The organism is Legionella qingyii (assembly GCF_003990155.1).
GTDB classification, from domain to species: Bacteria; Pseudomonadota; Gammaproteobacteria; order Legionellales; family Legionellaceae; genus Legionella; species Legionella qingyii.
In genome coordinates, this window is record NZ_RZGX01000009.1 from 24,432 (window position 1) to 46,815 (window position 22,384).

A 22,384-nucleotide genomic window follows, 5' to 3' on the forward strand; every position below is an offset into this window, starting at 1 on the left:
CTCACAAGGTCTTAGCTTTAGCAACCGCTTCCTCAATGCTACCAACCATATAGAATGCCTGCTCAGGTAAATCATCGTATTCACCGGCGAGAATACCTTGGAAGCCTTTAATCGTATCTTTTAACGATACGTATTTTCCTGGAGAACCAGTAAATACTTCAGCAACGAAGAATGGTTGAGATAAGAATCTTTGGATTTTACGCGCACGGGTAACAACACGTTTATCTTCTTCAGATAATTCGTCCATACCAAGAATCGCAATAATGTCTTTTAATTCTTTATAGCGTTGTAATGTTTGTTGTACACGACGTGCTGTATCGTAGTGCTCTTGTCCAACAATTAGTGGATCTAATTGTCGAGAAGTAGAATCCAGAGGATCTACCGCAGGATAGATTCCTAGTTCAGCAATTTGTCGCGACAATACAACGGTAGCATCCAAGTGAGCAAACGTAGTTGCTGGTGACGGGTCAGTTAAATCGTCAGCAGGTACGTATACTGCTTGAATTGAAGTAATAGAACCAGTCTTAGTAGAAGTAATACGTTCTTGCAACATACCCATTTCTTCAGCAAGTGTTGGTTGATAACCCACAGCAGAGGGCATACGACCTAACAGAGCTGATACTTCAACCCCTGCCAAGGTATATCGATAGATATTGTCAATGAATAGTAATACGTCACGGCCTTCATCACGGAATTTTTCAGCCATGGTCAAGCCAGTTAATGCAACTCGTAAACGGTTACCTGGTGGCTCATTCATTTGGCCATAAACCAATGATACTTTATCCAATACATTTGAGTCTTTCATTTCATGATAGAAGTCATTTCCTTCACGAGTACGCTCACCAACACCCGCAAATACAGAGTATCCGCTATGCTCAATCGCGATGTTTCGAATTAACTCCATCATATTCACAGTCTTGCCCACACCGGCACCACCGAACAGTCCGACTTTACCCCCTTTAGCAAAAGGACAGAGCAAGTCAATAACTTTAATACCGGTCTCAAGCAATTCTTGACTGCCTGCTTGTTCTTCGTAACTTGGTGGCTTGCGATGAATAGACCAATGCTCTTCTGCACCGATTGGGCCTGCATCATCAACAGGACGACCCAAAACATCCATAATTCGACCCAGGGTTTTTTTACCAACAGGTACTTGAATAGGATTAGCTGTATTTTCAGCTTTTAAACCACGCTTAAGTCCTTCGGTTGTTCCCATTGCAATAGTACGAACTACACCATCACCCAGCTGTTGCTGTACTTCGAAAACCAAATCACCATCAACAAGTTTCAATGCATCATTGATTTTAGGGACATTATCACGGGGGAATTCCACATCCACAACCGCGCCAATAATTTCTACTACAGTTCCTAAGCTCATTTTATACCCTCTTATAAAGCGGCTGCGCCACCGACAATCTCTGCTAACTCTTGAGTAATTGCAGCTTGTCGAGCTTTGTTATAAGCCAATTGAAATTCTTTAATCAAATCACCGGCATTATCAGTTGCATTTTTCATTGCAATCATTTTAGCCGCTTGTTCACAAGCAATATTTTCAACTACTGCTTGGTAAATCTGCAATTCGATATAACGTTCTAAAAGATTATCCAGCAATTCCTTAGCATCAGGTTCGTAGATGTAGTCCCAATGATGCCCCATTGTTGTGCTGTCTTCTTCTGATTTTGGCAATGGTAGTAATTGTTTCACCATAGGCTTCTGAGTCATGGTGTTAACAAATTCGTTATATACAACGTGCAATGCATCGATGGTGCCATTATTAAACGCATCAAGCATGACTTTAACGATACCGATAAGGTCTTTTATACTTGGCGTATCACCTAGATGGTCTTTTGAGCCAAGAACATTACTGCCAACGCGTTTAAAAAATGCTTGTCCCTTACGGCCGATAACAGCAATATCAACCTCTTTGCCTTGCTCTTTCCAGTTACGAATAGTGCGAATTGTCTCTCGCAGCAAGTTTACGTTTAAACCACCGCATAGACCGCGATCTGTAGTGACAACGATTAGACCAATACGGTTAACCTCGCGATGGGTCATAAACGGATGTCTGTACTCTGAATGAGCACGAGCAATATGTTTTACTACACCGTAGATCTTACTGGCATAAGGTTTAGATGCGCGCATTCTTTCCTGAGTTTTACGCATTTTGCTTGCTGCCACCATTTCCATCGCACGAGTAATCTTTCGGGTCTTATTAATACTCGAAATTTTCGAACGGATTTCTTTTGCTCCAGCCATAATATCACTTCGCCTTAAATTGACTTACCAACTTGCCGTACGTTTAAAGTCCTCTACAGCTTTTTTCAATTTTGCTTCAATGTCATTATCGTAAGCGCCCGCTTCATTGATCAGTTGTAGTAGATCAGGATGTGAGGTACGCATATAGTCATGCAATGACGCTTCAAATGCAGCAACTTCACTTACCGGTACATCATCCAAATAACCTTTTTCAACAACAAACAATGCCGTACCCATTTCTGCAACAGATAATGGAGAATATTGTTTTTGTTTCATCAACTCAGTAATGCGCTGACCGCGCTCTAACTGTTTACGAGTTGCATCATCAAGGTCTGAAGCAAATTGAGAGAACGCTTCCAATTCGCGGAATTGAGCCAGTGCCAAACGAGTACCACCACCCAGCTTTTTCATGATTTTTGTTTGTGCAGCACCACCAACCCGTGATACAGAAAGACCGGAGTTAATCGCTGGTCTTACACCTGAGTTAAATAAATCAACATCAAGGAAAATCTGACCGTCAGTAATCGAAATTACGTTAGTTGGAACGAATGCTGATACGTCACCAGCTTGTGTTTCAATAATCGGTAAGGCAGTCAATGATCCTGTTTTTCCTTTAACTTCGCCATTAGTTAATTTTTCTACTTCATCAGCATTGATTCGTGCTGCTCTTTCTAGCAAGCGTGAATGCAAATAGAAAATATCACCAGGATATGCTTCACGGCCAGGTGGTCTTCTTAATAATAATGAAATTTGTCGATAAGCCCAAGCCTGTTTAGTTAAGTCATCATATACGATTAATGCATCTTCACCGCGCTCCATGAAGTATTCACCCATGGTGCATCCGGCATAGGGTGCGATGAATTGTAATGCAGCTGAGTCAGATGCACCGGCAACTACGACGATGGTATGTTCTAAAGCACCATGCTCTTCAAGCTTACGTACTATTGCTGCCACAGATGAAGCTTTTTGTCCGACTGCTACATAAACACACTTAACACCCGTGCCTTTCTGGTTAATAATCGCATCAATTGCGATTGCTGTTTTTCCTGTTTGACGGTCACCAATGATGAGCTCACGCTGTCCACGTCCAACTGGAATCATTGCGTCGATTGCTTTTAATCCTGTTTGTACTGGTTGGTCTACTGATTTACGTGCAATAACACCAGGAGCAACTTTTTCAATGGGAGCCATGCCTGCTGCATCGATTGGGCCTTTACCATCAATTGGATTACCTAAAGCATCAACAACCCGGCCTAAAAGTCCTTTCCCAACTGGAACTTCAAGAATACGGCCAGTACATTTACCTTTTTGACCTTCAGCTAAAGTAGAATAATCACCAAGAACAACCGCGCCTACCGAGTCTCTTTCAAGGTTAAGAGCCAGACCATAAATTCCGCCTGGAAATTCAATCATTTCACCAGCCATTGCATCTTCAAGGCCATGCAAGCTCACAACACCGTCTTTCAAACTGACAATAGTACCTTCATTGCGTGACTCAGATACTACACTAAAGTGTTCTATTTTCTTTCTGATTAATTCACTGATTTCAGAAGGATTTAACGCTACTTGTTCTGACATGGAAACTATCCTCTAAATTATGCGGCCAATTCTGTACTGAGCTTGTTAAGCTTGCCACGAACTGAACCATCTATAACTAAATCGCCCGCTCGAATTATTGCTCCACCAAGCAAGGAAGGATCAATACTGATTTTTAACGAGACCTTGCGCTGTAAGCGCTGACTTAATGATTCGATTAATCGCTGTTGTTGCGCATTTGATAAATCAGAAAAACTGCTTACATCAACACACAGAGTTTTCTCTTGCTCTGCACGATGTGCTTCATAGAGTGCACAAATATCTGGTAGCAGTATCAATCTTTTATTTGTAGCCAACAAGGTAATTAAATTGTTTAATGCCTTATTTTCATTTGACTTTGCATCGATTGCTGCATGCAACAACTCGATATGCTGCGCGACAGTAGTTGCTGGATTAGCAATAAACTTTTCAGCTTCAGGCATCAGCACAGCTTGTGCAAGATTTTTCAAATGTGCTGACCACTCAGCTAATTTTTTTTCCCCTAAAGCATATTCAAATATTGCTTTAGCATAGGGTCTGGCTATGGTGGTACTATCAGACATTTTAAATCTCTTCTATCAAGTTATCTAATAAGGCAGTATTTACCTTGGCATCAATTTCGCGCTTCAAAATTTTCTCAGCACCAGTTATTGCCAAGTTTGCAACCTGTTTACGCAATTCATCTTTTGCGTGATTGACTTGTTGCAGTAATTGCTCTTGTGCCAATTTCACTTGCATTTGCGCTTCATGCTTCGCAGCTTCTTTTGCTTCTTCAATGATTTGCGCAGCACGCTTATTCGCTTTTTCAATGATGTCTGCTGATTGAACCTTAGCTTGTTTTAATTCATCCTTTACGCGATGCTGAGCTAGTTCTAATTCTTTTCGACCACGTTCTGCAGCAGCTAAACCATCAGCAATTTTGTCTTGTCGTTCTTCCATTGCCTTTGCTAATGGAGGCCATACTAACTTCATGGTAAACAAAACAAACGCTGCAAAAACGAGCATTTGTACAATTAATGTTAAATTAATTTCCACTGTTTATCTCCTGTAACAATTAGGGCGCCTGGCGCCCTGATTATGTGTTATCAAGAACCCAGGTTGCTAAGGAAAGGGTTTGCGAAAGTAAAGAACAATGCGATACCCACTCCAATCATGGTTACGGCGTCTAATAGACCAGCAACGATGAACATTTTTACTTGTAACATTGGAACCATTTCTGGTTGACGAGCTGAGCCTTCAAGGAATTTGCCACCAAGCAAACCAAATCCTATCGCTGTGCCCAATGCACCCAAACCAATTAACAAGGCAACCGCAACAACGGTCATACTCTGAATTTGTGCTATTAAACTAGCGGCTTGCATATTTATCCCCTTTACAATGGATGAAAATTAAATCGGTTAATGATCTTCGTGTGCCAAACTAAGATACACAATCGTTAGCACCATGAAAATAAATGCTTGCAATGTTATCACCAATATATGGAATATTGACCACGCCAGCGCCAAAATAAATTGTGCTGAGCCTAAAGTCGCAGTAGCCAGTGTTGATGAAGTTGCAGCATTTAAGGTTAACAGCGCGATCAATATGAATATCAATTCGCCTGCATATAAGTTACCAAATAAACGTAATGCCAGTGAAATTGGTTTAGCAACGAGACCAACCACTTCGAGCAGTAAGTTAAAAGGTATAAATCCAGGATGATTAAAAGGCTGTAAAGTCAACTCTTTGATAAACTTTTTCACACCTTTTATCTTAATGCTGTAAAAAATAATCAGAATAAATACAGAAAGTGATAAACCAAAGGTTAAGTTTAAATCGTTTGTTGGCACGACTTTAAGGTAGTGGATGCCTCCGGTTTGCGCGAGAGCAGGTAATATATCTACAGGTAAAATATCCATGAAGTTCATCAGGAATACCCATAGAAAAATGGTTAATGCCAATGGCCCAATTAGGTTGTTTTTGCCATGGAAGCAGTCTTTAACCTGATTATCTGCAAATTGAAGCATGATTTCAGCAAAGTTCTGTAACTTACCCGGAATGCCGGTAGTCACTTTGCGTGCACCAAAATACATTAATCCGCAAACAACTATTCCTAAAACGATTGAGAAAAATAAAGTGTCAAGATTCAATGTCCAGAAACCACCCGAACCCAATTTCATATCACTAACGTTATAAGTAAGATACGTTAAATGATGCTTAATGTAGTTTGTGCTAGATACCATTTCAGTCACTTTCAGGCCTATTCTGTTTATTTACAATAATCAACGGGGCAAACCAATGCGTCATCAGTATCATAATATACGACGCAAAAAACGCTAACGGTGTGATTTTAAATAGCAAAAACACCGCAGTGAACAGGAATATGGATATAACTATCTTTAATGCTTCGCCTTTATAGAAGCTATTTACTATCTGTTTGGCTGAACGCGCACCCTGATACTTAAATAGTTTCCTAGCAAAATATGCATTTGGAACGATACAAACCATACCACCAAGCAATGCTGAACTTCCTGCATTAGTACCATATACTAGTGCGCATAAAGCTGCAAAGACCAATGTAACGCTTAGCTGTACAAACCATAGTCGTACAATTCCGCGCTTACTTAGTTGTTTGTTCACATATTCACCTAAGTTTCACCGCGCGAATTATAAATCAACGCGTATGAATAAGCAATGCCTGATCTAAGCAATAAAGTTAATAACTGTTCAGAGGATATACTTGAATCTTTGATGGCGGTTAAAATTTACGACGAAATGCACAATCACCACGCTAATTTAAAGAGCGGCATCCAATAAGATGTAAGACTTACGAAGTTTTATTTTCATACAAAGTGAGCCAAATACAGCCAATCAGTGAATGGGCACTCAGTGATTACTAAAATTATTTCACTTTAAGTATTTGACTATCTGCGTCCTCTTGCTCGACGTCTACAGATAGTAAATTTAGCTTAAACAATTCCTCTTTTAGTTTTGTACTCGATTTATAGACACTTGTGGGACTTGCGATGGGTGGTTTGGATATTATACTGATATCAAAACCATCATTCTTTATCTTTTCTTTCAACTCATCACTTAGCCCTGACTCAATCACTTGATGTACTGCTGTTGAGCAATTGAAGGTTCGGATATTGTACTCTTTTTTGCTTCTAGATAGTGCAACCATTCGCGCGAGCACACGTTCTGTATCTAAACTATGCGTCGGTTGCTGGCTATCATAATCCATTGGGAGTTCTATTACACCATCTGGTTCTTTCCCCACAGATCTATGCCGCTCAGCAAAATCTTCTTTACATGCCTCAAGTTGTTTCGTTGCTAACTTTAACTCTATCATGAGACTATCAACACGATCTCCGTCTTCTTTTGTAAAATCAAGTTGTAAATCGGGTTCTCTTCCTTCCTTCCTCGCTGACTCTAGCTCATTCATAAATTCATCCCGTTTCTCCATGAGCATTTTTTGCTCATCTTCTAAATTTACTTTTTTTTGATTCAATTGTTGATAGGCAGGATCATCTTCAAGTTGTCTGCCCTGTAGCAGAGACGGGTGCTCGAGTTCTTTTATTTTAGTCACTTCTTTTCTTGATATGAGATATCCTTTGACTGTAGTTTTCGTAGATATGGGTTGTTCTTCCGAACCATATAATTTTAATATTTGTTCCGCTTCTAATTTTCCCTCAGGATCATTCTCCCATTCTGATTTTCGATCATCAAGAAACCTATTGATATGATGTCCATTCGTATACCCTGGCCACCAGCTAAAATAGGCAAAATATACCACTTGTTCTTTTGGTTGATAGCTGTCGCCCTGTTTTTCAGAAATAATTTCTGTTCGTTTACTGATAGTGACTCCATCAATACTACCGTATTTTGTAGCGAGACTATCTCCTTTTTCATCAGAAGGCCAAGTTAACTCTATCGAAGTATGTCCCATATTTCCTCCGAAAAACTTCGGCCCAATTACTCTTTTCAATCCTTTTGAATACTCCTTCGTACTATGGTTCCAAGTATAAATCGTTAAAGCCATAATTGACCACCAATTAATCTTAATGATTAAATTATAGACTACAATGGTTTATGTTTTATACCCAGCAAATGTCACTGCGTCTGGCGGTAAGTTGAGCCTTCCCTAATATACGGTCCTGTCTTGTATCCAACAAAATTTCTAATTACCAATGACCTACATTCGGCTCTGATACCCAGGGTTCTTGTATTGGCAGTGGGTCACCTTTTTGCAACAACTCGATGGAAATATTATCTGGCGAACGAATAAACGCCATATGCCCATCTCTAGGTGGTCGGTTAATTACTACCCCTGCATTTTTTAATCGTTGACATGTCGCGTAGATATCATCCACCCGGTATGCTAAATGACCAAAATTTCGCCCCTCTTGATAGTCTTCGGGATCCCAATTGTAAGTAAGCTCAAGCAAGGGTGTATTTGCATGGGTTGTGTGCTCTAAATCATCTGTTGATGCTAGATATATCAAAGTATATCGGCCTTTCTGATGCTCCGTGCGTTTGACTTCAACCAGGCCCAGTTTATTGCAATAAAAATCCAGAGACTCCTCTAAATTTGAAATTCGTACCATCGTATGTAAATAATTCATCCATTTTCTCCTTTATAGTTTTCCTGCGGAAGCCAATTACACTAGATTTTAACGTCTATAATTAAAGTGTGGAGCTTATTATCGCAACTCGGGTAATAAGTAGTGTTTATTAACCTCGCAAAAGGAAAGAACATGCCTGATAAGATCCAACGTACTGCAGCCAGCCTGCAGCAAAAAATGCTCGCTCGTTATAGCGATGGGTTACATCATAAACATAACAAACATCATCTAGAATATCGACAACACTTTAGATCCCACCCTTGTAATCAAGGTAACGATATAAGTGAAGAAGAGTTAACCGGCTCCACGGGATTATTACGCCAACTTAAATTAAGGAAAATGCGTAAGCGACCTGATAAGGGGCATTTCCATTAATATACATACATCCTAAAAAGGGCGGTTGGTTGTATGTGATATTTTAATCAAGCGCTCTTTTTAGGATTACCCTACAGAATTATCCTGATAAGTAAAATATTTGAGCATTTTTACCACACGTACAACATCGCTGGTTTCTCTTGCCATATTAATTACTTTTTCAGCTTGTTCCTTATGGACATCTCCCATCAAATACACCACTTGATCTGAAGTAACAATTTTGAATGCATTAGGATCAATCGAATCATCAGCAAACATTTGCCCGCGAATTTTCGCCGTTATCCAGCTATCTAGCATCAAATTGGACTCTTCAGTGCGAACCTGTACTTGATTAAATAAACGCCTGTAACCTTTTACCTTAGCTAATCGTTGACTCAATTTCTCTTTCATTTCAGCCGTGGGAACGTGTCCGGAGACTAAAATATCACCATTGAACACGGCGATATCGATAACACATCCATTATTTTTGAATTTGTTATCGACAGTTATCGCATTATTCACTTTTATATTTAAGCTGTAATCATCCAGTTTCTTATACACATTATGTCTGTCGTAGACCATAGTAGCGCCAGTCCATATGCCGCCTACACAGCCATATAAACAGAATAGAACACTAGCAAGTAATACTGCAAAACATCCTTGTTTTAACATTTCATTTAGTGAATATACTGAAAAATTTTAACTACTTTATTCACACCATTAACTCGCCGCGCCGCATCGACTGCAAGAGCTGCTTGCTGTGCGTTAACGATACCCATGAGATAAACTACTTTATTTTCTGTCACAATACGAATTGATCCGGACTCAAGTCCCTTTTTAGCCAACATTCTGCTGCGGACTTGACTGGTTATCAAACTGTCTTTAGAGCGCTCTGTAAGCGGTATAGGATAACCAACTGATATTTCATTATAAACTCGATGTGCACCTGGAGCACTTCGGGCTATTTTTTCGGCTAAATCACGTAAAGAAGCTGTTGGTGTTTGGCCTACAAGTAAAACCGCACGATTAAAACTAGTCACAATAACTCGCGAATCACTAAACTGCCGATTTGTTACTATGGCCTTATGAATCACATGAAATAATCGCGCATCAGCCTCCATGGTAATGACACCGCGTCGGTCATAAACCATGCCAGCAACAGCTCCAGTTACAACAGCAGCAACACATCCTGTCAGCAAGGTGGTTACTAAAAGAAAAGCGATTGATTTTAATTTGAAACTCATTTTTTACCCCAACACCTGACCAAATAATGACTGGTCAATTAAATCACAAAAGCAGTGTAAGATGAACAAGTGCATTTCTCTAATTCGTGCTGAATTATCTGACACAACGCGAAGCTCAATATCTTCTGGGCCCAAATGATTTGCTAGCACTCCTCCATCACGTCCGCTTAAGGCTACGGTGTCCATCCCACGTTCATTAGCGGCATGAAGCGCGTATAACATACTGTCGGAGTTACCTGAGGTAGTTAATAAAAGCAGCACATCGTTTTCTTGTCCTAAAGCCTGAATTTGGCGCGCAAAAACCTGGTTATAATGATTATCATTTGCAGAATAACTTAAACTGCTCGCATCAGTACTTAAATTAATTACCGGAAGAGCCGGGCGTTCAACTTCAAATTGATTCAACATGGCGCTTGCAAAGTGCATGCAATTGGCACTTGACCCTCCATTACCACACAATAATATTTTGCCATCGGCAAGCAAACAATTCACTAAACGTTGCCCGGCTTTGGCGATTGAATCAGATAAAGAATCAGCAAGTGCTATTTTGGTTTCTATATTTACCCCAAACAGATGTCTTACTCGTTCTTCCATTTGTCCCATCATATTAAACCTCTATCTTGTACTTTCTTTGTAGCCTGGGTGAAGCGAAGCGGAACCCTGGTTATTGTTCAGATGATAAAACTCCCGGGTTCCACTTCGCTACCCAGGCTACATTTAATTAATAATCCGTTCCAAATGCATCTTTTATCCAATTAATGGATGCTGATTTTCCATCAATACTTACAACATCAAAACGAAGAGCTAATTGGTCATACTTTCGATGTTCCAGCAGATAATAAGTCGCTGCTTTGAGTATTTTTTGTTTTTTTGTATAAGTAACGCTTGCAATGCCACCACCAAACTGGGTAGAAACGCGCGAACGTACCTCTATAAAAACCAACTGTTCCTTGTCACGCATAATTAAATCAATTTCACCCAAGCGGCAATTGTAATTTTGCGTTATGAACTCAAGACCTTGCTTTTTTAAATATGCTAAAGCTTTTTCTTCAGCAATACGGCCTTTCTCATAGGTCATCAATTACACCGTCTCACCCAAGGAATGCACGAGGCCTTGTTTGAACTGCCCCCACTCCAAAATACGTGCAACCTGTTGAGATGGCTTGAGGTATAAAATACCATCCCCATTATGCGACCGATCCGCAGGAAATAGCATCAATTGATTCAATTGGGTGGCCAAAGTATAACTGTCTATTCCTAAAGCATACAATCGATTGTAACTGTTAAATTGTTCAGGCCAATTGCGAGTTCCTGCCTGATGCGAGAAAACCCAGGGAATATCACAGAAAATAACTCCATCAAGATCTTTATCTTTCAGTGGGTTAGCGCTTCCACCATAGACACTGGCTGTAGCATATACAGGAACGTCTCCTGCGTAATAATAATTTAGTAAAGGCATAATCTGACGGGCCTTTGACGGATAGGCCAGTAGAAATATCATATCAAAATCTTGTCTGCGACTAATAATTGGCTGAATTTTATACCCTAATAACTCCCTTAATTTTTTTTCACGCTGCTGGCTGTTGCTGATTTGCAGAAAATCCTTCATTTTTTTATTCAAATCATCATTAGAACCATATAAAAAAGTATCAACAACTCGTCCACCATTTTTTTGCCATTGTTGCGTAAACGCTTTGGTTATCTCTTTTCCCCATTCATTTGCAGGTGCAATAATTAATGCTCGACTATATCCCTTATCTTTTGCTCTGATTGCCACCTGGGTTGCTTCATTAGCGGGAGAAAGTCCGAATAAATAAGAATTTTCCTGAATATTGGTATCTGCATCATTTAATAACAGAGTGGGGACAGGATGTGGTAAGGCTGCAACTGTGGCTACTTGTGATTTGGTTAAAGGGCCTACAATATAATCAGCGCCATCATCAATTGCTTTTTGATACAAAGAAGCAACATTGCCTTTATTGGTATCATAAGTTTTCACCTGCATCGATTGTTCACTGTTTTTGTTATATGCCGCCATAAACCCATCACGTACAGCAGAACCCGGTCCTTGCAAAGAACCACTTACAGGTAACAAAAGAGCAACCTGTTTCGGTTGAGCACGTATTTTATTTGCAATCGAGTCCAGTGGATTAGGCAAAATATGACCTGCAGGGTGGTTACTGTACTGAGATTGCCACTGCTCTAAAGCAGCGAGCAAAGATTTTGGGTTATCTCGATACTTGCGAGAAATCAATGCCAGCCCAATCCAGCCTTGTAAAACAGATTGGCTTGATGCTTTAGCAGCCAATGAATTTAATTCTGTTTGTGACATCCGCGTTAGAGTTAACCACAGGGCGCGCCTATTATTATCTTGACTCTCTTCATCGGCCAACAAAGTCTCAAGTTCTATCCGCTCATTAATCGACTCCAATGACTTACCTTCGCCACGATAGGCTTGTGCCAAAAGTTCATGAAACTGGATCTTTTGGTATGCAGAAAATGCTTCACGTTCCTTTATACTAACTAATTTGTTCCGTGCCATATTGGGTCGGTCACGAATGAGATCAATTTGGGCTAGTAAAAGATTTTTTTCATCATTAAGTACCGGTGTTAAGTCAGAAGTCTGTGCTAAAATAGCAGCACCTTGTCGCCATTGACCGTCTGAAATCAAACGTCCCGCGGCCGAGAGTAACGATTGTTGCTTATCAATGCCTTCTTGATTTTTAGCCTGCATAAGGTAATTTGCAGTAGATTTGGAATAAGGACTCGCTATTTTTTTCTTTTCTACCTTAGATGCAGGCACTGGCGCTGCCATTTCTGGAGGATTCACTGCGGTAGTACACTGGCAAAGAAAAAAAGTAGATGTCAGTAAAAAAAATACGCGAATTTTTATTAACATGTTTTTCAAGAATTGAATAAGCAATAACGCAAGAGGATAAACCATGACTAACTCACTAGCAACAGGCATTGGTACGCTTTATATTGTTGCAACTCCCATAGGAAACCGTGAGGATATTACGTTTAGAGCATTAGAGGTTCTCAAGTCTGTTGATATCATTTTAGCTGAAGATACGCGTCATTCGGCACCGTTACTGAGTTCTTTAGGAATTAAAAATAATCTTGAATCACTCCACGCACATAATGAAAATGATAAAAGCAAACATTTTATTGACCAACTCTTAACAGGAAAATCCATCGCCTTAATCAGTGATGCCGGAACTCCATTAATTAGCGACCCAGGTTTTTTATTGGTAAAATTGGCCCGTCAGCAGCAAATTCCGGTTACTCCTGTTCCCGGAGCTTGTGCATTAATTACTGCTCTTTGTGCTGCGGGCATTCCTTGCGATTCCTTTTTATTTTTAGGATTCCTCCCAGCAAAACAGCATGCCCGAAAAATTAAACTCGATGCCTTGCGTACAGAACCGCACACTTTGATTTTTTATGAATCAACGCATCGCATTCTGGAGTGCCTGGATGACCTTGGCGAAATTTATGGACAGACGTGTGAGATGGTCTTGGCAAAAGAATTAACCAAAACTTTTGAACGCATTATTACTGGCACTGTACTTGAAGTCAAAAATTGGCTTTTGGCAGATCCGGGACATGTAAAAGGGGAGTTTGTATTATTAATTCCTCCGCGACCTGTTTCGAATGAACCTGAAGCCTACGAAAAACTTCTAAACGTATTATTAGATGAACTACCACTCAAGCAGGCGGTAGCAATCGCTTGCAAATTGAGCAGTGGGAATAAAAATGAATTGTATGAAAAGGCTTTAGCAATAAAAAATAAATCCATTTAATCAGGGTAAATCCACCTGTCTCTTGAGCAATCTGCACCTAAGCTCCACAGCTTATCCGCAAGGACGAGCGCTTTAGTGCAGATATTATGATTCCCTGCCATCCAAATGCAACCGGGGATCTCCCATCGAAACATTGTACTACAACGTGGAGATCTCTGGGTTGCATCACCTCAACCAGGCCTGAGCATTTTCTTCATAGAGCGCTTATTAGCAAAGACACGAAGCTCCGTCTACATTGTCCGTCTGAACTTCATCTAGAAGAAGTGGTATAGCTTCTATATCTTCTTCATTAGGTCCATCCAAAGCCAGCTTAGCAGCCTCTTTCTTACTATTATGCTGATCATAGGCATGGTAAATTTCATAACCAATATACAATACAGTTAAAGCGATTGCTGCCGGCCAACATGTTGCATAGGCAGCAATTAAAAGTGTAGGCATTACCGTATTTTTTATCATCGTGAAGATAAAATCATTACGTGCCGCTTCGTATTCTATTAGTGCCGCAGCATATTCTTTATCGGTAGCTTCCTCTAAGCGAATGCTTTTCTCTTGGTATTTCGAATACGCATCAGAAGAAAGATACATAGCTACCGCAAAAGTACAAACAAAGAAACAAGCAACAGCTATTCCTGGGCCAGTAAATAGTAATGAAGCACCGAATCCCATCATCAGCAAGGTGGCTGCGGCAGCAACAAAATAAAAAGTGCTTTCTTTAGTACGCCAGTTAATTTCCAATTCTTTAAGTTGTTGTTGGAGCATTGATGCATGAGCTAATCTTTGCTTATCAGTCATACCAGGAAATTTTTCTGGATGATTCAGGTAATCTTCCATTTCTTGCTCATATTGTGCCTTTTTAGCCAGATATTCCTGCTTGGCCAGATGACATTTATACAGGGTCATACACACGTCAAAACCCAAAAAGACGCAGGTTATTACTCCGGCTGTTGGATCGGGTATATGGGTAATATGATTAAAATTTGTTAGGAAATTTATTGTAGCCCATACCAGGTCATTGGCAAAATTACAGTGGCGTTTATAAAGTTCAAATTTAAATCGCTCATAGGCCGTAGTTCCATTCTTTTCTTCCTCCTCGGTAGGAAAACAAGTATGTTCAACCAAGTAGCCTGCATCAATTGCAAAACGCATTAAAAATAAACCCACACTAAAATATTTAAGTACTCCATTGGGTGCATTAAGAAAATCAATTATTTGACCGACATCCGTGTGTGTACCTAAAATTGAATCCAGATGCTCAATAAGGTGCATATCTTTTGCAAAAGATAAACCCGATACTAAAGTTAAACGGCAAAATACCCAATATACACGACATAAGTTAGCATAAGCCACATAATCACGAATCTGGGACAGATGTAATGGTGCATTCATCAAATTATGAAAACTGTTAAGAAAACTGTTTTTCAGTGATTCGATGAACTCTTCCTCTGCTTTGGCATCCTCTTGTACCTTTTTTAACAATCGGTTCTTAATTTGTTGCTTTATTTTTTTATAATCTTCTTCTTTACTGTACTGAGAATATGCTTTATGGAAGGTCTCTAACAGGGTAGCGCAATAGTAACAGTACATCCAAAAAGCTTCATTATCTTCTTTTTTTCGCTTTTGCAGCACTGCAAACATTTGGGTGAATTCAGCTTCAAGAGATTTTTGATTTTCTAAAATAAAAGGATAACCGAGCTTATCAGCACGACGTTCAATATCCTCTACAGTCTTAAGCTCATTCTTATTAAGTTGCATAAAAAACGAGTTCTTATCGTTACTAAGATCCGCATTATGTTTTGAATGAGCCATGACCACCTCACAAAAAATAGACAGTAAGACTTATACGTTATCATTGGACAATGGTTTTGACAAGATATTTCTGTTTGTTTTTTTAACATAATGTTTCAAAACAGTAAAGAAAGTGTTTATAGCTGTAAAGATCACTTTGGGGTGAAAAAGTGAGAATAAAAAACTTAATAATGCGGCGGTTTGTGTCCAGCAAAATTAAACAGCCTATCAATCAATTTATTTGCCAATACAAAAGCTGGAAAAGATGCGTCCTAATAAGTCATCCGAACTAAACTCGCCTGTTATTTCGCATAGACTTTGATGTGCCAGACGCAAGTCTTCTGCCAGTAACTCTCCAGCACGATGCTCTGCCAATTGTTGCTGGCCTGTCGAAAGTAATTTTTTTGCTTCATCCAATGCCTGCAAATGCCGTCTTCTGGCAAGAAAATTTCCTTCGTTAGGTTGATAGCCTACAACGTGTTTTATTACTTGCTTTAAGCCATCAATTCCTTCACCTGATTTTGCAGAAAGATAGATATCATGATTGTTTGTGTGAGCACGGTGACCTAAGGTGTCAATTTTATTGAAGACAGTAATAATCGGAACTTCCGCTGGCAAGGCGGTTCTAATTTCCTTAGTTAAATAATGATGGTGTTCCAGATCATTTACATCAACGACCAGTAAAACACAATCAGCCTTTTTCAATTCTTGCCAGGCTCTTTTAATCCCTTCCTTTTCGACAATATCATCAGACTCACGTAAACCGGCAGTATCAATAATGTGGAGGGGGATGTCATCCAATAAAATATGTTCGCGCATAATATCACGAGTGGTGCCAGCAATCTCAGTAACTATAGCCACATCGCGTCCCGCCAAACAATTAATTAACGTTGATTTGCCTGCATTAGGTCTTCCAGCAATCACTACAGACAATCCCTCACGTAAAATAACTCCTTGATTGGCTTGGGAACGGATTTCATCTAATTCAGTTAAAATATCGTGTAGCAAATGCGCGACTTTACCGTCATTAAGGAAATCAATTTCTTCTTCTGGAAAATCTATTGCTGCTTCAACATATAAACGCAAGTAAATAATCTTTTCATTTAACTTATTTATTTTATTTGAGAATTCACCCTGTAATGACTTTAACGCCATTCGCGCAGCGGTTTGCGAACTGGCTTGAATTAAATCAGCAATAGCTTCAGCTTGAGTTAAATCAATTTTATCATTTATAAACGCACGCTCGGAAAACTCCCCTGGCCGTGCCAAGCGAGCCCCTAAATGAATACATACTTTAGTCAGCATATCAAGCACAACAGGCGAGCCGTGCGCTTGAATCTCAACAACATCTTCCCCAGTAAAAGAGTGAGGCGCTTTAAAATAAATCATTATCCCTTGATCAATCAGAGTATCAAGTTGCTGGGCGTGCTCATTGTTGCAAAATGAATAAAAGGAGCAAAAAGTAGCCATGCGTGGTGGTAATGATTTGTTACCATTGAGAGAAAAGGCAATAGAGTATGCTTCTGGACCGGATAATCGGATTATTCCTACCCCACCTCTTCCAGGTGGGGTAGCTATAGCTACGATAGTTTCTGTAGTCATTTATTTAGCTGGAACAAGTTTTTTGGCTGGTTTTTCATCTGAATATTTACGTGTAATGTACCATTGTTGCAATATGGACAAGGTATTATTCACTATCCAATACAGAACCAAACCGGCTGGGAAATTCCAGAATAAAGCAGTAAATAACACCGGTAAAAACATCATCACTTTTGCTTGCATTGGATCTGGAGGCGCAGGATTCAATTTTTGTTGAATCAGCATGGTAGCCCCCATGATTATTGGCAATACATGATAAGGATCAGGTGAGGCCAAATCTTTAATCCAAAAGATAAATGGAGCTTGTCTTAGCTCAACACTTTCCAATAGAACCCAATATAGAGCAATAAATACTGGAATTTGGATCAATATAGGCAAACAACCGCCTAAAGGATTTACCTTTTCCTGCCTGTACAATTCCATAGTCGCTTGGCTGATTTTAGCTTTATCATCGCCATAACGCTCACGTAGCGCTTGCAATTTGGGTTGCAATTTACGCATACCAGCCATTGATTTATAGCTGGCCGCTGATAAGCGGTAAAATGCCAGTTTAATCAATACAGTAACTAATACGATAGACCAACCCCAGTTGCCAATGAAATTATAAATTGTTTTCATCAACGAAAATAATAACGAAGATAAAAACCATAACATGCCATAATCAACAGTAAGATCCAGTGATGGAGCAATCTCTTTTAACACGCTCGTAATTTCTGGACCAATATACAATTTGGAACCAACAGTTGTTTGCTCTTCGGGTTTAAGGGTAATCGGCTTGCTCACAGCACCAATAGTATAATCATCATTGGCAGCTCGTGTATAAAACTTGTTATTCGCATTTGCTGCAGGAACCCAGGCGCTTAAAAAGTAATGTTGTTGCATAGCAATCCAACCGCCTTTACTATCCACATCCAGATTTGCTTTATTCATATCGCTAAAGCTTACTTTTTGATAGCGGTGTTTTCCGGGTTCTGAATAAGAAGCACCAGTATATGAGCCAACATGAAATACGCTTGACTTATCTTCTTTGGGTGAGCTGCGTAATAACTGGGTATTCAAATATCCAGTCCATTCATTGCTGCCCTTGTTAACAATTTTATAATTTACATCGATAAGATAGCTGCCTTTAGTAAAAATAAACTCTTTTTTTACATTGAGTCCTTCACTATTTGTTCCACTAAGAGTTACCGTTAATTGCTGCTGGTCGGGCGCCATTACGTAATTCTGTTGTGCTGTCGTAAAATTGAAATCAAGAGCTTGGACGTTCTGTCCTGAAGCAACAAAAAGGCTGCTGTTTGCAACATAACGCTCATTTGCCTGATTTTGTAAAAGAAGAAATGGTTTATTCTTTTCATCTACACTTTGCGGATAATCAAGGAGCTGCCCGGAAACAACATCACCTTGTTGCGGATCAATAGCCACATCTAAAACATCCGTTTTAACCTGGATTAGCGGTACATTACTGTTTTTAGTTTGTTCCGCAACAGGGTTGATGGGCGTTGAGGTGGACGTATTGGATGGTGTAACTTGCGGAAGCAAAGGTTGTCCACTCTGCTCTTGGCCGCTCACCTTTTCTGTTGGCGCTGGCTGAGGAGGATAATCTAGTTGCCAGGCATTCCAAAGTGATAAACTAACTAGCGCAAGCGCCATATATAAAACAATACGTCGTATATCCATCAATGATTCTCGTTGTTGGGGAGTACAGGATCATAGCCACCACGTGACCAAGGATGGCAACGCAGTACTCTTTTTAAAGCCATCCATAAACCTTTGGTTATGCCACAGTGTAGGATAGCGCTTTCAGCATATTGTGAACAACTTGGGTAGTATCGGCAACTTGGCTTTAACAAGGGGCTAATCAAATATTTATATAATTTGATAGGGAAACAAACTATTTTTCGTAACATGAGATTAATTTTTTCCATGTTTTGCTCATTCTAGCATTTATAATTGCATTTGTTTGTTTTGCTACGCCTTGTCTTGCTAAAAAAACCACATCGACTGCAGGTAATTCTTTTTGTCGAAAGCTTTCTCTTAACAGCCGTTTAATACGATTTCGATCATGAGCTTTTGCTATCATTTTCTTAGATAACGCCAGCCCAAGTCGTGCATAACCTAAATTATTTTCTCTAAAGAGAACGATAAACTCGGATGTTACTATTTTTTCTGCTTGTTCAAACACATGATTATAATCATATTTTGTTAGTAATCGCTGTGTTTTTTTAAAAGCAAACACTTAGGCAGTCAAACGTTTACGGCCTTTAGCACGACGACGTTTGATTACTAATCTACCTGCACGAGTAGCCATACGCTCACGAAAACCGTGGTCACGTTTACGTTTTAAATTACTAGGTTGAAAGGTACGTTTCATGATGAACCTGTTAATAAATTTATGAGGCTGGCAATAATAGAGAACTTTTTTTCTACTGTCAATTTTGATAATTGATTATTTTTTGTGTCCTCTCTTTTTTCTTTGTTTTTTGGGCCTGTTAATAACTACATTATTTTATATTTTTTAAATTTTTTATTGTTATTAGGTTTTTATCTGTTGTTGATAAATGTTAAATAATTATTAAAAACAATAACTTAATTGATATGAAACTTTGTTTGTAACCTCTTTTTAAGCTTGTGATCTATTTGTATGTATTTTTATGATTTGATTTATTCAATGATTTATTATCAGCTTATACCCGTTATTCGATCGTATTTATTCATAGTTAACTTGATCCAACCTGATTTATTTTTTATCTTTTTTTATTATGTTTTATCGCTGTTCTTCGCTGGATGTTGTTTAATACTTAACTTATTGATTTTTTTATTATTATTCTTTTTTGCAATGCAACTAAACATCAATGACGTCAAATAATGAGTTCAGCTATTTAGGAATAATCATCTTATTTTTAACATCCGCTATAAATGGTATTGGATCTGGATCTAGGGTCGCATGGCTATTATTTGGTATCGTATTCGCTATGGTTGGTAGTTTTGTCGCTTTTTTTTCTTTAACTCGTGTATCTTTTCTATCGCTATATTTTTAGCTATTGGTAGTTCTATTTTTTATTTGTCACATTAGGAAATAAAGTTAACGTGCCAATAGTTCAAAAGCAATTACAGAAGAGTCAACAAAAGCTATTGCGCGACATTAATGAATAGATAGAGTATTCGTGGTTATTTTCTTTATGAACAAAAGGCTGAATGTTTTAATGATGTATTTAAACGGTTATGGCGTGCAATCAAAGTGCTACATTATCTTATGTCTTTAAATCGTTAGGTATACAAAGTGAGAACAAAGATGGAGCGATTCGTTCCAATCAACACCTCTGTACTGATCTTTATTTGAAACAATTATATTAAGGGCAAACTCAATTGTTTTTTTATCTTTTTTTAAATGAGAATAAGGAAAATTGCATGGAAATTCAAAGTGATACGTCTACTTAGCATAGCTCTCTTCAAATATATCAATTTAAATTTCTTGCAAAATAATTCTCTCTTACTTCTGAAAATATCCACACTTTTTTTGTGGATAACTTTTCTTTATTCCCAAGGCTGAGTATAATTTGCCTGCAGCAGCACCTTAGTGTACCGAAGAAATTCTATTTCTCAATTTCATACGTAGTAATTTCATGCTTAATTATCTTGCTGTCCGGGTACTTTCAGTGGCATATTTAATTGCTGTGGATAATTAGTTTTGTATTCTTTTTACCACCCTTCTTTAATGAGGAGTTATGTTGTGTCAGCATCTGTTTGGCAAAAATGTTTAGGTCTATTGCAAGATGAATATTCTGCTCAACAATTTAATACCTGGTTGCGTCCTTTACAGGCTCATACAGAAGAACAACGTTTTATTTTATTTGCTCCCAATCGATTTGTTGTTGATTGGGTAAAGAAGCATTTTTTTGCACGAATTGAAGAGTTGATTAAACAGTTTTGTGGTGATGAGATTAAATCAATTTCTATTGAAATTGGCAGCAGAGTTTCCAGTACTGAGTCTGATTCGAGCTCTGCAGGTTCTTCTAGTTCTTTTTCATCTGAAGTAAATGCCTCTGCTCCGGCCAATACCGTTGCAATCAAGACGGCACCTAAGAAAGCTGTCGATTATAAGAGCAGTCACTTAAATAAAAAATTTGTTTTTGAAAGCTTTGTTGAAGGTAATTCCAACCAGCTAGCTCGAGCTGCTTCAATGCAGGTAGCTGAGCGACCTGGTGATGCCTATAATCCACTGTTTATTTATGGTGGTGTGGGTTTAGGAAAAACGCATTTGATGCATGCTATTGGTAATGCCATATTAAAAAATAATCCTGATGCGAAGATACTATATTTACATTCTGAACGTTTTGTTGCGGATATGGTAAAGGCTATCCAGACGAACTCAATTAATGAATTTAAACGTTTTTATCGTTCCCTAAATGCATTGCTTATTGATGATATCCAGTTTTTTGCTGGTAAAGACAGGTCTCAAGAGGAGTTTTTCCATACTTTTAATGCTTTATTGGAGGGGCAGCAACAAATCATTCTCACGAGTGACCGTTATCCTAAAGAAATTGAAGGTATGGAAGAGCGTTTGAAATCCCGATTTGGTTGGGGATTAACTGTTGCTGTTGAACCTCCCGAGCTTGAAACACGTGTTGCTATTTTAATTAGCAAGGCGGAACAATCGAATATTGAATTGCCTTATGAGGTTGCATTTTTTATTGCGAAGCGTATTCGCTCCAATGTCAGGGAACTCGAGGGCGCATTACGGCGAGTTATTGCCAATGCTCATTTTACTGGCAAACCAATTACCATTGAGTTTGTTCACGAAGCCTTGCGTGATCTTCTGGCTTTGCAGGATAAATTAGTTACCATTGAAAATATTCAAAAAACAGTAGCTGAGTATTATAAGGTCAAAGTGGCTGATTTATTGTCAAAGCGCCGCAGCCGTTCTATTGCCAGACCCAGACAAATGGCTATGGCTTTAAGCAAAGAGTTAACCAATCACAGCTTACCCGAAATTGGGGATCATTTTGGTGGCCGTGATCATACAACGGTTATTCATGCATGCAGGAAAGTTAAGGAATTGGTTCAGGATGACAGTGATTTTACTGAAGATTATAAAAATTTAATGCGCATTTTGTCTTCTTAATTCAATCGACAGATTTTAACAGACCGACCATGGGCTTCTGAGGGG

Annotated in this window: 24 protein-coding genes; 3 read left to right on the forward strand and 21 right to left on the reverse strand. The window is 39.0% G+C overall.

Features of this window, described 5'->3' with window-relative positions; translation table 11 throughout:
- Position 1 precedes the first annotated feature (1 nt).
- The 10 genes from atpD to ELY20_RS07885 form a co-directional block, all read right to left on the reverse strand.
- A complete protein-coding gene (gene atpD, locus ELY20_RS07840; protein WP_058469309.1) occupies positions 2-1,378 on the reverse strand; it encodes a F0F1 ATP synthase subunit beta in 1,377 nt (458 codons plus the stop codon).
- An 11-nt stretch (positions 1,379-1,389) separates the two neighbouring features.
- Positions 1,390-2,256 carry a F0F1 ATP synthase subunit gamma gene (gene atpG / locus ELY20_RS07845; protein WP_110142552.1) on the reverse strand — a complete coding sequence of 289 codons (867 nt, stop codon included), beginning with the start codon at positions 2,254-2,256 and terminating at the stop codon, positions 1,390-1,392.
- Between the two features lie 24 nt (positions 2,257-2,280).
- Positions 2,281-3,834, reverse strand: a complete 1,554-nt coding sequence (gene atpA / locus ELY20_RS07850) for a F0F1 ATP synthase subunit alpha (RefSeq protein ID WP_110142551.1) — start codon at positions 3,832-3,834, stop codon at positions 2,281-2,283.
- A gap of 17 nt (positions 3,835-3,851) precedes the next feature.
- Complete coding sequence (locus ELY20_RS07855) at positions 3,852-4,394, reverse strand: F0F1 ATP synthase subunit delta (protein WP_110142550.1); 543 nt, start codon at positions 4,392-4,394, stop codon at positions 3,852-3,854.
- A 1-nt stretch (position 4,395) separates the two neighbouring features.
- Positions 4,396-4,866, reverse strand: a complete 471-nt coding sequence (locus tag ELY20_RS07860) for a F0F1 ATP synthase subunit B (protein WP_110142549.1) — start codon at positions 4,864-4,866, stop codon at positions 4,396-4,398.
- Between the two features lie 50 nt (positions 4,867-4,916).
- Positions 4,917-5,192: a F0F1 ATP synthase subunit C gene (gene atpE / locus ELY20_RS07865; RefSeq protein WP_010655291.1), complete on the reverse strand. Its 276-nt coding sequence runs from the start codon at positions 5,190-5,192 to the stop codon at positions 4,917-4,919.
- 36 nt (positions 5,193-5,228) lie between these two features.
- The gene (gene atpB / locus ELY20_RS07870; protein WP_076547500.1) at positions 5,229-6,053 is read right to left on the reverse strand and encodes a F0F1 ATP synthase subunit A; all 825 of its coding nucleotides are present in this window, start codon (positions 6,051-6,053) and stop codon (positions 5,229-5,231) included.
- A gap of 1 nt (position 6,054) precedes the next feature.
- Positions 6,055-6,450 carry a F0F1 ATP synthase subunit I gene (locus tag ELY20_RS07875; protein ID WP_110142548.1) on the reverse strand — a complete coding sequence of 132 codons (396 nt, stop codon included), beginning with the start codon at positions 6,448-6,450 and terminating at the stop codon, positions 6,055-6,057.
- 262 nt (positions 6,451-6,712) lie between these two features.
- Positions 6,713-7,759 (reverse strand): hypothetical protein, encoded by a 1,047-nt coding sequence (locus tag ELY20_RS07880; RefSeq protein ID WP_126955477.1) that lies wholly within the window; start codon positions 7,757-7,759, stop codon positions 6,713-6,715.
- A gap of 235 nt (positions 7,760-7,994) precedes the next feature.
- The gene (locus ELY20_RS07885; protein ID WP_110142546.1) at positions 7,995-8,435 is read right to left on the reverse strand and encodes a VOC family protein; all 441 of its coding nucleotides are present in this window, start codon (positions 8,433-8,435) and stop codon (positions 7,995-7,997) included.
- A 132-nt stretch (positions 8,436-8,567) separates the two neighbouring features.
- On the opposite strand from ELY20_RS07885, the gene ELY20_RS07890 reads away from it, so the two are divergent.
- Positions 8,568-8,810, forward strand: a complete 243-nt coding sequence (locus ELY20_RS07890) for a hypothetical protein (RefSeq protein WP_110142545.1) — start codon at positions 8,568-8,570, stop codon at positions 8,808-8,810.
- A 66-nt stretch (positions 8,811-8,876) separates the two neighbouring features.
- On the opposite strand, the gene ELY20_RS07895 is transcribed toward ELY20_RS07890, so the two are convergent.
- The 5 genes from ELY20_RS07895 to ELY20_RS07915 form a co-directional block, all read right to left on the reverse strand.
- Entirely contained in the window at positions 8,877-9,461 is a 585-nt protein-coding gene (locus ELY20_RS07895) for a BON domain-containing protein (protein WP_110142544.1), read from the reverse strand.
- 5 nt (positions 9,462-9,466) lie between these two features.
- Positions 9,467-10,033, reverse strand: a complete 567-nt coding sequence (locus ELY20_RS07900; RefSeq protein ID WP_110142543.1) for a BON domain-containing protein — start codon at positions 10,031-10,033, stop codon at positions 9,467-9,469.
- A 3-nt stretch (positions 10,034-10,036) separates the two neighbouring features.
- Positions 10,037-10,636, reverse strand: coding sequence for a D-sedoheptulose-7-phosphate isomerase (locus ELY20_RS07905; RefSeq protein WP_110142564.1), 600 nt, complete (start codon positions 10,634-10,636; stop codon positions 10,037-10,039).
- 118 nt (positions 10,637-10,754) lie between these two features.
- Entirely contained in the window at positions 10,755-11,111 is a 357-nt protein-coding gene (locus ELY20_RS07910; protein ID WP_110142542.1) for a YraN family protein, read from the reverse strand.
- Positions 11,112-11,114: 3 nt separating this feature from the next.
- On the reverse strand, positions 11,115-12,977 hold the full coding sequence (locus ELY20_RS07915) for a penicillin-binding protein activator (protein ID WP_407656323.1): 1,863 nt from the start codon (positions 12,975-12,977) through the stop codon (positions 11,115-11,117).
- Between ELY20_RS07915 and rsmI the strand changes: the two genes are divergently transcribed.
- Positions 12,976-13,833, forward strand: a complete 858-nt coding sequence (gene rsmI / locus ELY20_RS07920; protein WP_110142541.1) for a 16S rRNA (cytidine(1402)-2'-O)-methyltransferase — start codon at positions 12,976-12,978, stop codon at positions 13,831-13,833. The two genes, ELY20_RS07915 and rsmI, sit on opposite strands and share 2 nt — an antisense overlap.
- Before the next feature lie 207 nt (positions 13,834-14,040).
- Here rsmI and ELY20_RS07925 read toward each other — a convergent pair whose 3' ends face one another.
- The 6 genes from ELY20_RS07925 to rpmH form a co-directional block, all read right to left on the reverse strand.
- Positions 14,041-15,639: a hypothetical protein gene (locus tag ELY20_RS07925; RefSeq protein WP_233590526.1), complete on the reverse strand. Its 1,599-nt coding sequence runs from the start codon at positions 15,637-15,639 to the stop codon at positions 14,041-14,043.
- Positions 15,640-15,855: 216 nt separating this feature from the next.
- A complete protein-coding gene (gene mnmE / locus ELY20_RS07930) occupies positions 15,856-17,220 on the reverse strand; it encodes a tRNA uridine-5-carboxymethylaminomethyl(34) synthesis GTPase MnmE (RefSeq protein WP_110142540.1) in 1,365 nt (454 codons plus the stop codon).
- The gene (yidC, locus tag ELY20_RS07935; protein WP_110142539.1) at positions 17,221-18,894 is read right to left on the reverse strand and encodes a membrane protein insertase YidC; all 1,674 of its coding nucleotides are present in this window, start codon (positions 18,892-18,894) and stop codon (positions 17,221-17,223) included.
- On the reverse strand, positions 18,894-19,142 hold the full coding sequence (gene yidD, locus ELY20_RS07940) for a membrane protein insertion efficiency factor YidD (RefSeq protein ID WP_110142538.1): 249 nt from the start codon (positions 19,140-19,142) through the stop codon (positions 18,894-18,896). Before yidD ends, yidC begins: the two co-directional genes overlap by 1 nt.
- A complete protein-coding gene (gene rnpA / locus ELY20_RS07945) occupies positions 19,109-19,453 on the reverse strand; it encodes a ribonuclease P protein component (RefSeq protein WP_110142537.1) in 345 nt (114 codons plus the stop codon). Before rnpA ends, yidD begins: the two co-directional genes overlap by 34 nt.
- Positions 19,454-19,588, reverse strand: a complete 135-nt coding sequence (gene rpmH / locus ELY20_RS07950; RefSeq protein WP_019232681.1) for a 50S ribosomal protein L34 — start codon at positions 19,586-19,588, stop codon at positions 19,454-19,456.
- Between the two features lie 1,359 nt (positions 19,589-20,947).
- Here rpmH and dnaA point away from each other — a divergent pair.
- A complete protein-coding gene (gene dnaA, locus ELY20_RS07955; RefSeq protein ID WP_110142536.1) occupies positions 20,948-22,339 on the forward strand; it encodes a chromosomal replication initiator protein DnaA in 1,392 nt (463 codons plus the stop codon).
- Positions 22,340-22,384: the final 45 nt, after the last annotated feature.

Excerpts from the sequence above, each read along its gene's own strand:
- ELY20_RS07915 (WP_407656323.1), bottom strand. The coding sequence starts at position 12,977 with ATGGTTTATCCTCTTGCGTTATTGCTTATTCAATTCTTGAAAAACATG.
- ELY20_RS07855 (WP_110142550.1), bottom strand. The coding sequence starts at position 4,394 with ATGTCTGATAGTACCACCATAGCCAGACCCTATGCTAAAGCAATATTT.
- atpD (WP_058469309.1), bottom strand. The coding sequence starts at position 1,378 with ATGAGCTTAGGAACTGTAGTAGAAATTATTGGCGCGGTTGTGGATGTG.
- rsmI (WP_110142541.1), top strand. The coding sequence starts at position 12,976 with ATGACTAACTCACTAGCAACAGGCATTGGTACGCTTTATATTGTTGCA.
- atpE (WP_010655291.1), bottom strand. The coding sequence starts at position 5,192 with ATGCAAGCCGCTAGTTTAATAGCACAAATTCAGAGTATGACCGTTGTT.
- ELY20_RS07885 (WP_110142546.1), bottom strand. The coding sequence starts at position 8,435 with ATGAATTATTTACATACGATGGTACGAATTTCAAATTTAGAGGAGTCT.
- ELY20_RS07905 (WP_110142564.1), bottom strand. The coding sequence starts at position 10,636 with ATGGGACAAATGGAAGAACGAGTAAGACATCTGTTTGGGGTAAATATA.
- yidC (WP_110142539.1), bottom strand. The coding sequence starts at position 18,894 with ATGGATATACGACGTATTGTTTTATATATGGCGCTTGCGCTAGTTAGT.
- atpG (WP_110142552.1), bottom strand. The coding sequence starts at position 2,256 with ATGGCTGGAGCAAAAGAAATCCGTTCGAAAATTTCGAGTATTAATAAG.
- rpmH (WP_019232681.1), bottom strand. The coding sequence starts at position 19,588 with ATGAAACGTACCTTTCAACCTAGTAATTTAAAACGTAAACGTGACCAC.
- mnmE (WP_110142540.1), bottom strand. The coding sequence starts at position 17,220 with ATGACTACAGAAACTATCGTAGCTATAGCTACCCCACCTGGAAGAGGT.
- yidD (WP_110142538.1), bottom strand. The coding sequence starts at position 19,142 with ATGGAAAAAATTAATCTCATGTTACGAAAAATAGTTTGTTTCCCTATC.
- ELY20_RS07890 (WP_110142545.1), top strand. The coding sequence starts at position 8,568 with ATGCCTGATAAGATCCAACGTACTGCAGCCAGCCTGCAGCAAAAAATG.
- atpB (WP_076547500.1), bottom strand. The coding sequence starts at position 6,053 with ATGGTATCTAGCACAAACTACATTAAGCATCATTTAACGTATCTTACT.
- ELY20_RS07900 (WP_110142543.1), bottom strand. The coding sequence starts at position 10,033 with ATGAGTTTCAAATTAAAATCAATCGCTTTTCTTTTAGTAACCACCTTG.
- ELY20_RS07910 (WP_110142542.1), bottom strand. The coding sequence starts at position 11,111 with ATGACCTATGAGAAAGGCCGTATTGCTGAAGAAAAAGCTTTAGCATAT.
- ELY20_RS07925 (WP_233590526.1), bottom strand. The coding sequence starts at position 15,639 with ATGGCTCATTCAAAACATAATGCGGATCTTAGTAACGATAAGAACTCG.
- ELY20_RS07880 (WP_126955477.1), bottom strand. The coding sequence starts at position 7,759 with ATGGGACATACTTCGATAGAGTTAACTTGGCCTTCTGATGAAAAAGGA.
- atpA (WP_110142551.1), bottom strand. The coding sequence starts at position 3,834 with ATGTCAGAACAAGTAGCGTTAAATCCTTCTGAAATCAGTGAATTAATC.
- ELY20_RS07895 (WP_110142544.1), bottom strand. The coding sequence starts at position 9,461 with ATGTTAAAACAAGGATGTTTTGCAGTATTACTTGCTAGTGTTCTATTC.